Source organism: Acidimangrovimonas sediminis (assembly GCF_002871005.1).
GTDB lineage: Bacteria > Pseudomonadota > Alphaproteobacteria > Rhodobacterales > Rhodobacteraceae > Acidimangrovimonas > Acidimangrovimonas sediminis.
The window spans coordinates 32,214-45,076 of record NZ_PHSN01000014.1; the positions used below are offsets into that span (position 1 = coordinate 32,214).

The 12,863-nt window shown below is 67.2% G+C and carries 14 protein-coding genes; 6 read left to right on the plus strand and 8 right to left on the minus strand.

The genetic code is table 11. The features are described from left to right. Positions 1 to 53: 53 nt before the first annotated feature. The 6 genes from CVV76_RS13755 to CVV76_RS13780 all read left to right on the plus strand — a co-directional run bounded on the left by CVV76_RS13755 (position 54) and on the right by CVV76_RS13780 (position 4,329). Positions 54 to 605, plus strand: a complete 552-nt coding sequence (locus CVV76_RS13755) for a fasciclin domain-containing protein (RefSeq protein ID WP_102225246.1) — start codon at positions 54 to 56, stop codon at positions 603 to 605. Between the two features lie 90 nt (positions 606 to 695). Then, a complete protein-coding gene (locus tag CVV76_RS13760) occupies positions 696 to 1,511 on the plus strand; it encodes a cytochrome b/b6 domain-containing protein (RefSeq protein WP_199178603.1) in 816 nt (271 codons plus the stop codon). Beyond that, the gene (locus tag CVV76_RS13765) at positions 1,512 to 2,288 is read left to right on the plus strand and encodes a molybdopterin-dependent oxidoreductase (protein WP_102225248.1); all 777 of its coding nucleotides are present in this window, start codon (positions 1,512 to 1,514) and stop codon (positions 2,286 to 2,288) included. It abuts the gene before it with no gap. A gap of 4 nt (positions 2,289 to 2,292) precedes the next feature. Beyond that, positions 2,293 to 2,643: a DoxX family protein gene (locus CVV76_RS13770; RefSeq protein ID WP_102225421.1), complete on the plus strand. Its 351-nt coding sequence runs from the start codon at positions 2,293 to 2,295 to the stop codon at positions 2,641 to 2,643. Between the two features lie 109 nt (positions 2,644 to 2,752). Further along, a complete protein-coding gene (locus CVV76_RS13775; protein ID WP_102225249.1) occupies positions 2,753 to 3,823 on the plus strand; it encodes a type III polyketide synthase in 1,071 nt (356 codons plus the stop codon). Continuing rightward, positions 3,820 to 4,329 carry an isoprenylcysteine carboxyl methyltransferase family protein gene (locus CVV76_RS13780; RefSeq protein ID WP_102225250.1) on the plus strand — a complete coding sequence of 170 codons (510 nt, stop codon included), beginning with the start codon at positions 3,820 to 3,822 and terminating at the stop codon, positions 4,327 to 4,329. The genes CVV76_RS13775 and CVV76_RS13780 overlap by 4 nt, the downstream gene beginning before the upstream one ends. 227 nt (positions 4,330 to 4,556) lie before the next feature. Here CVV76_RS13780 and CVV76_RS13785 read toward each other — a convergent pair whose 3' ends face one another. The 8 genes from CVV76_RS13785 to CVV76_RS13820 all read right to left on the minus strand — a co-directional run bounded on the left by CVV76_RS13785 (position 4,557) and on the right by CVV76_RS13820 (position 12,806). Further along, entirely contained in the window at positions 4,557 to 5,864 is a 1,308-nt protein-coding gene (locus CVV76_RS13785) for a TRAP transporter large permease (protein WP_102225251.1), read from the minus strand. Further along, positions 5,861 to 6,355 (minus strand): TRAP transporter small permease, encoded by a 495-nt coding sequence (locus tag CVV76_RS13790; protein WP_102225252.1) that lies wholly within the window; start codon positions 6,353 to 6,355, stop codon positions 5,861 to 5,863. The genes CVV76_RS13785 and CVV76_RS13790 overlap by 4 nt, the downstream gene beginning before the upstream one ends. A 15-nt stretch (positions 6,356 to 6,370) precedes the next feature. Further along, the gene (locus tag CVV76_RS13795; RefSeq protein ID WP_102225253.1) at positions 6,371 to 7,357 is read right to left on the minus strand and encodes a TRAP transporter substrate-binding protein; all 987 of its coding nucleotides are present in this window, start codon (positions 7,355 to 7,357) and stop codon (positions 6,371 to 6,373) included. A gap of 393 nt (positions 7,358 to 7,750) precedes the next feature. Beyond that, complete coding sequence (locus CVV76_RS13800; protein ID WP_102225254.1) at positions 7,751 to 8,554, minus strand: BtpA/SgcQ family protein; 804 nt, start codon at positions 8,552 to 8,554, stop codon at positions 7,751 to 7,753. Positions 8,555 to 8,623: 69 nt separating this feature from the next. Further along, positions 8,624 to 9,487, minus strand: a complete 864-nt coding sequence (locus CVV76_RS13805) for a carbohydrate ABC transporter permease (RefSeq protein ID WP_199178604.1) — start codon at positions 9,485 to 9,487, stop codon at positions 8,624 to 8,626. Positions 9,488 to 9,586: 99 nt separating this feature from the next. After that, entirely contained in the window at positions 9,587 to 10,858 is a 1,272-nt protein-coding gene (locus CVV76_RS13810; protein WP_102225256.1) for an extracellular solute-binding protein, read from the minus strand. 44 nt (positions 10,859 to 10,902) lie between these two features. Beyond that, positions 10,903 to 11,703 (minus strand): carbohydrate ABC transporter permease, encoded by an 801-nt coding sequence (locus CVV76_RS13815; RefSeq protein WP_102225257.1) that lies wholly within the window; start codon positions 11,701 to 11,703, stop codon positions 10,903 to 10,905. Positions 11,704 to 11,705: 2 nt separating this feature from the next. Beyond that, on the minus strand, positions 11,706 to 12,806 hold the full coding sequence (locus CVV76_RS13820; protein WP_102225258.1) for an ABC transporter ATP-binding protein: 1,101 nt from the start codon (positions 12,804 to 12,806) through the stop codon (positions 11,706 to 11,708). Positions 12,807 to 12,863 lie beyond the last annotated feature (57 nt).

Here is a 12,863-nt window from a genome sequence, read left to right on the forward strand (position 1 = left end):
AGCTTCGGGCATGGACCGGCATTTTCCGGTTCGCTTTCGGAGGAGGATCCGACATGAAATCGACGTTCCGCGGCCTTGCCGCTGCAACCGCCCTGACGCTGACCGCCGTGGCCGCGCAGGCCAACCCGATGGTCGGCGGCGCGCCGATGTATGCCAACAAGAACATCGTCCAGAACGCCGTCAACTCGAAGGACCACACCACCCTCGTCGCCGCGGTGAAGGCCGCGGGTCTGGTCAAGACGCTGGAGGGAAAGGGCCCGTTCACCGTCTTCGCGCCCACCAACGCGGCCTTCGACAAGCTGCCCGAGGGTACGGTCAAGACGCTGCTGAAGCCCGAGAACAAGGCGAAGCTGCAGAAGATCCTTGAATGCCACGTGGTGAAGGGCGACGAGACCGCGCCGAAGATCGAGGCGATGATCAAGAAGCATGGCGGCATGGCGCCGATCAAGACGCTCGGGGGCTGCACCCTGACGGCGATGATGAAGGATGGCCATGTCTACCTGAAGGACCAGAACGGCGACACGGCCAAGGTCACGATCGCTGACGTGAAGCAGTCGAACGGGGTGATCCACGTGATCGACACCGTGATGCTGCCGAAAAGCTGACGCAGAAGGTGGGGTTGCCCGCCAGAGCGGCAGCCCCACTGGCAAGAAAGGTCCGCCATGCACAAGACCGAACGGAAACAGGAGGGTGAGATGATCCGGCGGCACGGGCCGTGGACGCGGATCACGCATTGGCTCTGGGCGGTCTGCCTGTTCTTTCTGCTGCTCTCGGGGTTGCAGATCTTCGACGCGCATCCGGCGCTTTATCTCGGCCAGCAATCGGGGATGGCGCAGGGCTTCGACAACGCGGTCCTCAGGATCGGCACGGAGGGCGGTCAGGGCGCGGCGCCGCTTCGGGGTGTCACGCAGGTCTTTGGCCATGATCTAGACACCACCGGTGTGCTGGGGCTGAGCGGGCCCAAGGACGCAAGGCAGCCGCGCGCTTTCCCCGGCTGGGCCACGATCCCGTCAGGTCAGGACCTCGCGACCGGGCGGGTGGTGCATTTCTTCTTCGCCTGGGCGCTGGTTGGGACGCTGGCGGTCTGGGCGGTGGCGAGCGGGCTGAACGGTCACCTGAGGCGCGACATACTGCCCGGGCGGCGGGATTTGCGCGGCCTCGGGGCCGACATCCGCGCGCATCTTGGCGGGCCGCTGCCTCACGGGCGGCGCTACAGCCCCTTGCAGAAGCTGGCCTATTTCATCGTCCTGGCCGGGCTCTTCCCGCTGATGATCCTGACCGGGCTGACCATGTCGCCGGGGATGGATGCGGCCTGGCCCTGGCTTCTTGACCTCTTCGGGGGGCGGCAGACGGCGCGCAGCCTGCATTTCCTCGGGATGGCCCTGATCGTGGCCTTCTTCGTCGTCCACATCGTGATGGTACTGGCGGCGGGCCCGCTGAACGAGATGCGATCCATCCTGACCGGCCGCTACAGGATCCGCAGCCAACCCGATGCGACGGAGGAGGAATAGATGAACCGCCGCACCCTTCTGCGCCTTGGCGCCGGTACGCTGGCCACCCTGCCCTTGGCGGGCTGCAAGACCTTCGACTTTTTGTCTACCCCGGACGATCCGGCGCGTGGCGTGCTGATGTCGGCCAACCGCCTGACGGAAGAGGTCCAGAGCCTGTTGCAGGGCCGCGACGCGCTGGCGCGGACCTATACCGAGGCCGACATCCGCCAGCCGATGCGCCCGAACGGCTCCACCCACCCGCAGGCCGCCGACTACATTGCGCTGAGGAAGGGCGGCTTCGCGGAGTACCGGCTGACCCTGGGAGGTGCCGTTTCGACACCGCTCAGCCTGTCGCTGGCGGACCTCAGGCAAATGCCTCAGCAGACGCAGATCACCCGGCACGACTGCGTCGAGGGCTGGTCCTGCATCGCCAAGTGGCAGGGCGTGCGGCTGTCTCACCTTCTCGACCAGGCGGGCGTGAAGCCCTCGGCGCGCTATGCCGTGTTCCACTGCTTCGATGCGCTCACCACCGGGTTGAGCGGGCCGCAGTACTACTACGAGAGCATAGACCTGCGATCGGCGCGGCACCCGCAGACGATCCTTGCATGGTCGATGAACGGCGCGCCCCTGCCGGTCGCCAACGGTGCGCCGCTGCGCCTGCGGGTCGAACGCCAGCTGGGGTACAAGATGGCGAAATACGTCAAGTCGATCACGCTGGTGCCGGATCTCGCGGGTATCCGTGGCGGCAAGGGCGGCTATTGGGAGGATCGCGGTTATGAATGGTATGCCGGTGTCTGAGAGGATGCGCGATCTCGTGAACCTCGCAGGCCGGGTCCTGCTGGCCTTCCTGTTCCTCGCCGGGGCTTTGCAGAAGGTCGTGGACCCGGCGCCAGTGGCGCAGATGATCGGGTGGCTCGGCCTGCCGGGTTGGCTGGTCTGGCCGGTCGCTTTGTTCGATCTCGCCGCGGCGGTGGGGCTGGTGCTGGGGCCGGGTGTCGCGCTCTGGGCCGTGGTGATGGCGGGCTATTGCATCTTCACCAGCTGGTTCCACTGGCAGCTGCGCGCCGACCCCTGGCAGGTGACCATCGTCGTCAAGAACTGGTCGATCGCCGGGGGGCTGCTGGTGCTCGCCGCCGCGGGCCCCGGCCGCTAAGCCCTCGGCCAGGGGGCGCCGACCCGCAGACCCGGCTGAACCCGAGGCCGCTCCGGCGCGTTCCCCCCACGGGCCCCGAAGGCAAAGGTCTCGACCGAAAGGAGACAAGATGCCCGTCCATCTTCACGCGATTTCCACCGCGGTGCCGCCCAACATCCTCGATCAGGCAGAGGTCGCGCGCAATGCCCGCCGTCTGCTCGCGCCCCGTTTCCCGCAGTTCGACCGCGTCGCCGGCGCCTTCGAAAGCGCGGGGATCGCCCGGCGCCATTCGGTCGTGCCGCTCGACTGGTTCGAGGAACCACATGGCTGGGCCGACCGCAACGCCCGCTACATGGAGGGCGCGACGGATCTTTTCGCCGCGGCCGCCGAGACCGCGCTTTCCCGCGCGGGCTGGCACGCGGAAGAGGTGGATTGCGTCGTCACCGTTTCTTCCACCGGCCTCGCGACGCCGACGCTCGAGGCGCAGGCGCTGCGCCGCGTGGGGTTCCGCACCGACATCCTGCGCGTCCCGCTCTTCGGCCTGGGGTGCGCGGGCGGCGTGTCGGGCGCGATCGTGGCGCGGCGCATGGCGCTGTCGCAGCCCGGGGCAAAGGTGCTTATGGTGGTGGTCGAGGCCTGCACGCTGTCGTTTCGCACTGACCGGCTGACCAAGGCCGACATCGTGGCGACCGTCCTTTTCGGCGACGGTGCGGCGGCGCTGTGCCTGTCGACAGATGCGCCCGACGGCCCCGCGATCACGCTGGGCACGCCGCACCAGCATACCTGGCCCGACACCCTGCCGATCATGGGGTGGGAGGTGGAGGACACCGGCCTCGGCGTGATCTTCGACCGCTCGATTCCCGATTTCGTGGGCCAGGAATTCGCCTCGGTCGCCGGGCATGCACTGGAACGTGCCGGCCTGAGCCGCACAGGCGTGGATCGCTTCGTCTGCCACCCCGGCGGCACCCGGGTGATCGAGGCGCTGGAGCAGGTGCTGCACCTCGATCAGGGCAGCCTCGATGCCGAACGGCGGGTGCTGCGCGATCACGGCAACATGTCGGCGCCTACCGTTCTCTTCGTGCTGGAGGAGGTGTTGCGCAGCGGTTGCGAGGGCCACCTGCTTGCCTGCGCGCTCGGCCCCGGGTTCAGCGCGGCCTTCCTTCCCGTCCGGGTCGCCACCAACGCCCGGCAGGCGGCATGAGCGGCGCGGTCAACCCGGCCGCCCTGATCTTCATGGCGGTCGTCATGGCGCAACGCCTGGCCGAGCTTGCCCTCGCCCGGCGCAACACCGCCCGCCTTCTGGCGCAGGGTGCGCACGAGCATGGCGCGGGGCATTACCCGGTGATGGTCGCGCTGCACACGGCGTGGATCCTGGGCCTCGCGTGGTTCGGCCGGGATGCGGCCCTCCACCCCGGCTGGCTGGCCCTCTGGGTGATGCTGCAGGCCTTGCGCGTGTGGATCCTGGCAAGCCTCGGCGCGCGCTGGACCACGCGGATCATCGTTCTCGACGCGCCCCTTGTGCGGCGCGGACCCTACCGGATCCTGCGTCACCCGAACTACGCCCTTGTGGTCGCCGAGATCGCGGTGACCCCGCTGGTGCTCGGCCTGTGGCCCCTGGCCCTGGTCTTCAGCGCCCTGAACGCCGCCATGCTGTGGTGGCGGATCCGGGCCGAGAACGCGGCGCTGCGCCCGGCCCGGGACCGGTGAGCGCGCGGCGATGACAGCACAGCCGGCCACGCGCCCTCGTCCCGGCCGACCGCCCCGCGGAGCGCCTGCGCCCCACTCGGGCGTCCCCTCGGCATCATGGGCCTAACACCGACGCCCATGCGATAGACGCCCGCGAAATTCGCCGTGCTCACGGGGAGAGAGATCTTGCGACATGGCGCGGTAGATGGCGGCCCGACGGAGGGCCCAGCCCCTGACAGGCCCCTTCGTCAATGTCCGAACATCGAGTTCGGAATGAAGGTGGCGATTGCCGGAAACGCGATGATCAGCAGCAGGCCCACGATCATCGACATCAGGAACGGCGTCACCCCGCGGAAGATCGTCATCATCGGCACCTCGGGCGCAACGCCCTTGACCACGAAGACGTTCAGCCCGACGGGCGGCGTGATCAGCCCCATCTCGACCACGATCACCGCGACCACCCCGAACCAGATCGGATCGAAGCCGAGGGTCTGGATGATCGGGAAGACGATCGGGATCGTCACCACCAGCATCGACAGCGAGTCGAGGAACATCCCCAGGACGACATAGCCCAGGATGATGAGGGCGAGCGTGCCGTAGGGGCCAAGGCCCGCCCCGGTCAGCGCCGTGCCCAATGCGTCGGGGATATGGGTCACCGCGAGGAAGGGGTTCAGCACATCCGCCCCGATCACCACCATGTAGAGCATGGCCGAGGTCCGTACCGTCTCGATCAGCGCGGAGGAGAAGCCGCGCAGGCTGAGGCTGCGCAGCGCGAAGGCCAGCAGGATGATCAACCCCGCGCCGATGGCCGATGCCTCGACCGGGGTGAAGATACCCGCGTAGATCCCGCCGATCGACAGCGCGATGATGCCCAGCAGCGGTGCCGAACGGCCGAACAGGACCATCCGGTCGCGCAGGCCCACCTGCGCGCCGCGCGGACCCGCCGCGGGGTTCAGCGTGGCGATCGTTGCGACGGTCGCCATGAACAGGCCCATCAGCAGAAGCCCCGGCAGGATGCCCGCCATGAACAACCGCCCCACCGATTGCTGGGTCAGGATCGCGTAGAGCACGAAGCCGGTGGACGGCGGGATCAGGAAGCCGAGCGTGCCACCCGCGGCAATCGCGCCGGTCGACAGGCCGTCGCCGTAGCCCAGCCGCTTCATCTCGGGGATCGCGACCTTGCCGATGGTGACCGCGGTCGCCACCGAAGATCCCGAAACGGCCGAGAAGACGGCGCAGCCCAGCACCGAGCTTGACGCCAGCCCGCCCCGGAACCGCCCGACCCAGGCGAAGGCCGCATCGTAGAGCGCGCGGCTGAAGCCGGCCTGTGAGGCGACGTTGCCCAGAAGGACGAACATCGGCACGACGATCAGGTCGTAGTTCGATACCGCCTGATAGCTTTGCGTGACCATGACTGCGCTGGCCGCCCGCGCCCCCTGCAGCAGATACATGCCGCCATACCCCACCGCGAGCATGGCAAAGGCCACCGGCGTGCGCAGGATCATCAGCGCGAACAGCGCGACGATGCCGAGTATTCCGATCGTTTCCGGGCTCATGCCGCGCGTCCCCGCATCAAGATGGCAACCAGCTGTGCGGCAAGCACGAGCGCGCTGAGCGCCATGCCCAGGGCAATGGCGGCGTAGAAGGGCCAGAGCGGCAGCGACAGCATGTTGGTCACGTCGCCGAATTCATGCGCCTCCAGCGCCTTGGTGATGGCGCGCCGCACAAGCGCCGACAGGACAAGGATGCTGACGGCGCGCGACAGCAGATCGCCCAGGAAACGCCCGATCCGCCCGATCGCACCATCCAGCACGTCGACGGTGACATGCCCGCCCGACCCGGTGCAATGTGGCAACCCCAGCATCACCAGGGCCACCGCCGTCAGCTGCACGACCTCGTTGAGGCCCAGAAGCGGCCGGCCGAGGAGGTAGCGCGAGACGACGCCCGCGAAGACGATCGCCACCAGCGCCACGAGGATCGCCGCGGCCAGCCCGGCCAGCAGGCGGTTCGCCCGGTCGATAGCACCCAGCCAGAAAGGCCCTTCCATCGCCTGCGCCCCCGCCTACTGGTCGGCTTTCAGCGCGTCGACGATCTTCTGCGCGTCGCCGCCGGTCTTTTTCACCACCTCTTCCGTCACCGGGACCGAAAGCTTGTCGAAGGCCGCGGCCTGGTCGGCGGTGAGGTGGATCACCTCCTTGCCCGGCTCGGCGGCGAAGGACCTGAATCCCGCCTCGGCAACCTTCAACTGGCTTTCCAGCCCATGCATCGCCGCGTCTTTGCCGGCCTCGTCCACCGCCTTCTGCTGATCCGGGGTCAGCCCCGCATAGGCATCCCTGTTTATGATGATGAAGAAGGGCGAGATCGTCGTCTTCATCCCCATCGTGATGTATTTCGACACCTCGTTGAGCTTGAAGGCGTTGACGCCGGTGCCGTCGATCATTGCACCGTCCAGCACGCCGGTCTGCATCGCGTTGTAGATCTGGGTCACCGGCATCGAGACGGGTGAACCGCCCCAAGCCTCGACCATAAGCCCGGTCGCGCGCGAGGGCACGCGGATCTTCATGCCCTTCAGGTCGGCCGGCGAACGTACGGCCTTGTCGCGGGTGAAAAGAACGTTCTCGGCACTCGACCACAGCGCAACCAGGTGGACACGGCGATAATCGTGCTTGAACAGCCCGAGGTTCTTGTAGATGTCCTCTGTCCCGGTCTTTTCCTCAAGGACACCCGGAAGTTCCGACAGCAGCGTCAGCGGGAATTGAGAGGCCGTATAGCCGGGCAGGCTCACGGCGAGATCGGCGACGCCGTCGACGACGCGGTTGTACTGCTGCACCGGACCTGCGCCCAGCTCGCCCCCGTTGTAAAGCTTCACGGTGACCTTGCCGTCGGTAAGCTTGCTGACCTGGTCGGCGAAGGGCTGGAAGGTGCTGCCGACATAAGGGTGGTTGGACGGCATGAAGTTGGCGAAGCTGAGTTCCTTGGCGCTGGCTGCGCCGCCGGTCGCCATCACGGTGCCCAGCACCGCCGCGGCGATGATCTTTCGTGCGAACATGGGTGTCTCCTCTCCCTGACCGGTCCGGGCCGCGGCCCGCGCCGAATGTGGAGGGGAGACTTCACCACCCCGCTCCGCTGCGCCAATAGAAACGGGGGTGCCCACCATAAGATCGGGCTATAGCGACGTGGCCGGAGGCCCCCGGCGGGGCCTCGGCACGCTGGACCGGGGCCGAGGCCGAGGCAGCGCTGGCGGCTGCACCGGCCGGATAGGGAAGGGCGCAGGCAAGCGAACCTGCCTGCGCCCTGCTCTACCGCCAGAATTATCCCGCGACGCTCTCGTCGCGCCGGAGAGACCGCGCGGCGGCGGATCCGCCAGCGCACCGAGAGGCACGACCGGATCCGCGCTCAGCCGATGCCCATCCCGGGAAGCATCACACAGGAAGGGCCGGCCTCAGGCCCGCTCCGCCCGCACCACATCCATGAACATGCGCGCGCGGTCCGGATCGACCGCGTTCCAGGTGTGGCCGTCCACCTTGAGCGAGGAGCCCACGATGCAACCGTCCGCGATCTTCAGCACGTCGGCGACGGTGGCGTGCTTGACCCCGGTGTTGGCCAGCACGGGCGTGTCCGGCAGCGACTTCTTCACCGCCTCGAGATCCGTCATCCGCGCGGCCTCGCCGGTGATCGCGCCCGAGACCAGCACCGCGTCGGGGATCGACGAGAACACCGCCGAACGCGCCCGGTCGGGCAGCGGGCGGGCATCGAGCGAATGCGCGAACTCGGCCGAGACGTTGTTGAGGATCACCAGATCCTTGCGATCGAGGCGGCGTGCCTCGCGCATCGCGCGGCCCGCGTTCGGGGTCCACGGCCCCATGTCCGAGGCATAGGTGCCGGTGAAGATCTCGCGCACGAAGGCGGCGCCGGTCGCCGCAGCCAGTGCCACGGTCGCATCCGGATCCCACAGCACGTTGACACCGAAGGGTTTCTCGATCCGGTCGCGCAGCCGCCCGATGACATGGGCCATCGCCGCGGTGGTGGCCACGTTGACCTCCAGCTCATAGGGACGGTCGTTCTCGTTGCCGAACATCACCGCGTCGACACCGGCGGCCTGCAGCGCATCCAGATCCTTCAGCGCGGCCTGGTAGATCCCTTCGACACCGGCATCGGCATCATACAGCGGGGTGCCGGGCATGGGGTTCAGGTGAACCATCGCGATGACAGGCTTGATCCCCGGGAAAAGCGAGGCGAATTTCATGGTTTGTCTCTCCTTTGTCCCCGGCGGGTGCGGGGGGTCGATGGGAATGGAATGGGTGTCGGGGCGGCCTCAGCTCTTCCTGCGTTCGAGCAGGAAGAAGAAGACCACCGTGATGAGAAGCACGATCAGAAGCAGGATGAAGGCCGCGGCGCTGCCCTCGTTCAGCGCCAGGCCCTTGAAGGCGCGCTGATAGGCGAAATACGACAGGAGCTCGGTCGAGACGCCGGGGCCGCCCCGGGTCAGGATGTAGACCAGGTCATAGGTGCGGAATTCGTTGATCAGCTGGATCACCACCGCGATCATCGCGACCGGGCGCAAGAGCGGCAGGGTGATGTACCAGAACTGTTGCAGCGGGCCCGCCCCGTCGACCTCGGCCGCCTCATAAGGCTCGCGCGGCAGCGAGGCGAGACCGGCGGACAAGAGCAGCACGACGAAGGAGGTCTGCTGCCAGATGTCGATGAAGATCATCGTCTTCAGCGCAAGATGGGGATCGCCGAGCCAGTCGACCGCCGGCAGGCCCAGCGACGTGAGCGTCTGGTTGACGATGCCGAGGTTCGGTTGCAGCAGCATGCGCCAGATCAGCGCCACCGCGACCGGCGCCATCGCCATCGGCAGCGTCAGCACCGCGAAGTAGAGGCCGCGCAGCGCCACCACCTGGCGCAGCATCAGCGCGATCGCGAGACCCACGAGGAATTCGCCGACCACGGCGCCCAGGGCATAGCGCAGCGTCAGGCCGAGCGAGCTCCAGAACAGCGGCTCGGACATGATCTGGAGGAAGTTCCCCACCCCGGTGATGTGCAGCGCCGGGCGCAGCAGCGTCATCGACGACAGCGCCATCGCCAGCGCATAGAGCACCGGCAACCCCATCACGATGGCAAGCATCGTCAGGCCGGGGGCGGCAAATGCCCAGCCCGCGCGGGCGGAATGTGCCATTCTGGTGCTCATCGGGGCGGTCTTTCGGCTGGTCGGAACGGGATCGGGTCGGAAGACCGGGGGCGATGCGGCGGCACCGCCCCCGGGGCGTGCGTGGGATTACTTGTTCATCAGCCCGGTCAGGCCATCGGCCGCGGCGGAGAGCGCGTCAGGCACCGGCTTCTCGCCGCTGGCGGCCAGCGACAGCTGGGTGCCCAGCGTGTCCTCGTACTGCGCGGAATAGGTGAAGATCGGGAAGGACTTGCCGCTTTCCACCACCTTCATCGCCTGCTTGTAGAACGGATATTTCTTCAGCACGGCCGGGTCCTCGTAGACATCGGCGCGCACCGGGGCATGCCCTTCCATCGCGCGGGCCACGGCCACATCCTTGCTTTGCACCCAGGTGATGAACTTCCAGGCGGCGTCCTTCTCGTCCTGGGGGATGTTCTTGGGAATGCCCCAGCCCCAGCCGCCGCTTTCGCCATGCCCGCCGGGCATCACCGACAGCGCGACCTTGCCCGCCACCGACGGGCAGCTCTTGGCGTTGTCGATCTGCGGCAGCATCCACCAGTAGGTGACCATGCTGAACGCCTTGCCCGAGCACATCAGCCGCATCGTGTCGTCCAGCGTGGCCGACAGCGCGCCGGTCTGCGCGGCATGGGTGATCGCATCCTTGTAAAGCGTCAGCGCGGTCTTTCCGGCGTCGGAATTCAGCACCACCTTGTTCTTGCCGTCGAGGTAGGCGCCGCCGGCGGAAAACAGGTAGTTCGAGAATTCCATCGCGTTGGGGTCGCCCTTCTGGCCCTGCATCGCAGCGCCGGCAACCTTGCCCTCGGCCTTCATGAACTTGGCGACCTTGACGTAATCGGCCAGCGTCTTGGGCACCGCCAGCTCCTGCCCCGTCTCCTTCTTGTAGGTCGCCTTCAGTTTCGGATCCTGCAACAAGTCGGTGCGGTAGATCAGGCCCATGGAGTAGTTGTACATCGGGATCAGCGGCATCGAGGCGTCGGTGTCGCCCAAGAGCTTCATCGTCGAGGGGATGAAGACCGAGGTGTCGAAGCCGCTCTTCTTGGCGTAGGGCTTCAGATCCTCCAGCCAGCCCGCGGCGGGGAACTCCCCGGCCCAGAGGAAATCGACCTCGAGCAGGTTGTAATAGCTCTTGCCGCTGACCAGCTGGGGGACCAGCTTGTCGTGCATGTCGCCGTAGCCGACCTTTTCGAACTCCACCTTGATGCCGGTCTGCTTCTCGAACTCGGGCAGCATCTTCTCGATGATGGCCGTCTCGGGCACGTCCTCCATCAACGCGTGCAGGGTGACGCCGTCGGCCAGCGCCGCACCGCCCCACAGGGACGCGGCCGCGCCAAGGGTCAGTGCCGTGATCATCTTCTTCATCGCTTACATCCTCGTCTGTTGGGTTTCGCTGCTCTGCTTTTTTGTTATTTCACCGATCCGAAGGAGAGCCCCTCGACCAGGTATTTCTGAATGAACTTGGCCGCGATCATCAGCGGCAGGATCGCCAGCGAGACGCCCGCCGCGACGTTCGAGATCTGCACCCCGTTCGAGGTCTGAAGGCTGGCCAGCGCGACCGGCACCGTCGCCGTGCTCGATCCGTTGAGGATCAGCGCGAACAGGAATTCGTTCCACGACAGGATGAAGCCCAGCACCGCGGCCGCCATGATCCCCGGCGCGGCCACCGGCAGGACGACGCGCCAGAAGGCGCCCCAGCGGGTCGCGCCGTCGGTCATCGCGGCGCCTTCCAGATCCTCGGGGATCGACTCGAAGAACCCCATCAGGATCCAGATCAGGAACGGCAGGTTGATGGCCGCATAGACGATGGTCAGCCCCAAGAGAGAATTGGTCAGCCCCAGCGTCCGGAACAGCATGAAGGTGGGCAGCGCCAGCGCGACCGGCGGCAGCATCTGACTGGCCAGCGTGGCAAAGCGCGCGATCCGGCCACCGGTGCGAAAGCGCGCGAAGGCATAGCCCGTCATCGCGGCCAACGGCATCGTCAGCACCACCGACAGCCCGGCGACGATCAGCGAATTCAGGTAGTTCCGGCCGAAATCCTTGTCGGCGAACAGCGCACGGTAATTGTCCAGCGTCACCGCGGGCAGGATCGCCGTGCTGTAGCTGTCATGCGCCGGCACCAGCGACGTGCGCAGCACCCACAGGATCGGGAACAGCACAATCACCACCGCCAGGATCAATCCGACATGGGAGACGACCTTGCGCAGCATCGTCAGGCCTCCCGCACCAGCGCTTCGCCATCGGCGGCATCGAACAGGTGCATGTGCGCCAGATCGGCATGCAGCGTGACGGTCTCGCCCAGCTTGGGCAGGAAATGCCGGTCGACCCGCGCGGCGATGCGGTGCCCGCCGCTCTCCACCGCGATCAGGTTCTCGTTGCCGAGCGCCTCCACCGCGGTCACGCTGCCCTCGAACGGAAGGGTGCCGGGCTTCGCCTCGGTGGCGATATCCTCGGCGCGCAGGCCGAACTGCAGCGCCCGCCCCACGCCGGCCCGATAGGCCGCGGCCTCGCGCGCGGGCAACGGCCCGGCGATCGGACCGGCCCCGAGCGCGATGCCCCCGTCCGAAGCAGTCAGTTCCGCCGGGATCAGGTTCATCGCGGGCGAGGCCAGGAATTGCGCGACGAAGGTGTTGCGCGGCCGGGCGTAGACCTCCAGCGGCGGCCCCACCTGCTCGATCCGGCCGTTGCGCATGATGCAGATCCGGTCGCCCATGGTCATCGCCTCGACATGGTCATGCGTGACGAAGACAGTGGTCTTGCCCACGCGGCGGTGCAGCTTGACCAGTTCCTGACGCATCTCGCCGCGCAGCTTGGCGTCGAGGTTCGACAGCGGCTCGTCCATCAGGAACACGTCGGGCTCGCGCACGATCGCCCGCCCCAGCGCGACCCGCTGGCGCTGCCCGCCCGACAGGGCCGAGGGCTTGCGGTCGAGATAGGCCTGCAAGCCCAGAACCTCTGCCGCCTGCGCGATGCGCGCCTCCTGCTCGGCCCGCGGCGTCTTGCGCATCTTCATGCCGAACCGCATGTTCTCGCGCACGCTCATGTGGGGATAAAGGGCGTAGGACTGGAACACCACGGCGACGTTGCGCGCCCGCGGCGCCAGCCGGGTGACGTCGCGACCCGCGATGCTGATCTCACCGCTGGTGGTTTCCTCCAGCCCCGCGATCATCCTCAATGTCGTCGACTTGCCGCATCCGGACGGGCCGAGGAGGACCATGAACTCCCCCTCCTCGATATCGAGGCTGACGTCCTGCACGCCGAAGATGCCCAGACCGTAGTCGCGGCTGATGTTGTTGAGCTTGATAGCTGGCACGGGTCGTATCCGTCGCAAGAAAAGGGATGTGGCTGGGGGCCGTTTCCGGGCGGGCGC

Bases quoted from the DNA above. Each gene is read 5' to 3' on its own strand.
- CVV76_RS13755 (WP_102225246.1), top strand. From the start codon at position 54: ATGAAATCGACGTTCCGCGGCCTTGCCGCTGCAACCGCCCTGACGCTG.
- CVV76_RS13760 (WP_199178603.1), top strand. From the start codon at position 696: ATGATCCGGCGGCACGGGCCGTGGACGCGGATCACGCATTGGCTCTGG.
- CVV76_RS13765 (WP_102225248.1), top strand. From the start codon at position 1,512: ATGAACCGCCGCACCCTTCTGCGCCTTGGCGCCGGTACGCTGGCCACC.
- CVV76_RS13770 (WP_102225421.1), top strand. From the start codon at position 2,293: ATGCGCGATCTCGTGAACCTCGCAGGCCGGGTCCTGCTGGCCTTCCTG.
- CVV76_RS13775 (WP_102225249.1), top strand. From the start codon at position 2,753: ATGCCCGTCCATCTTCACGCGATTTCCACCGCGGTGCCGCCCAACATC.
- CVV76_RS13780 (WP_102225250.1), top strand. From the start codon at position 3,820: ATGAGCGGCGCGGTCAACCCGGCCGCCCTGATCTTCATGGCGGTCGTC.
- CVV76_RS13785 (WP_102225251.1), bottom strand. From the start codon at position 5,864: ATGAGCCCGGAAACGATCGGAATACTCGGCATCGTCGCGCTGTTCGCG.
- CVV76_RS13790 (WP_102225252.1), bottom strand. From the start codon at position 6,355: ATGGAAGGGCCTTTCTGGCTGGGTGCTATCGACCGGGCGAACCGCCTG.
- CVV76_RS13795 (WP_102225253.1), bottom strand. From the start codon at position 7,357: ATGTTCGCACGAAAGATCATCGCCGCGGCGGTGCTGGGCACCGTGATG.
- CVV76_RS13800 (WP_102225254.1), bottom strand. From the start codon at position 8,554: ATGAAATTCGCCTCGCTTTTCCCGGGGATCAAGCCTGTCATCGCGATG.
- CVV76_RS13805 (WP_199178604.1), bottom strand. From the start codon at position 9,487: ATGGCACATTCCGCCCGCGCGGGCTGGGCATTTGCCGCCCCCGGCCTG.
- CVV76_RS13810 (WP_102225256.1), bottom strand. From the start codon at position 10,858: ATGAAGAAGATGATCACGGCACTGACCCTTGGCGCGGCCGCGTCCCTG.
- CVV76_RS13815 (WP_102225257.1), bottom strand. From the start codon at position 11,703: ATGCTGCGCAAGGTCGTCTCCCATGTCGGATTGATCCTGGCGGTGGTG.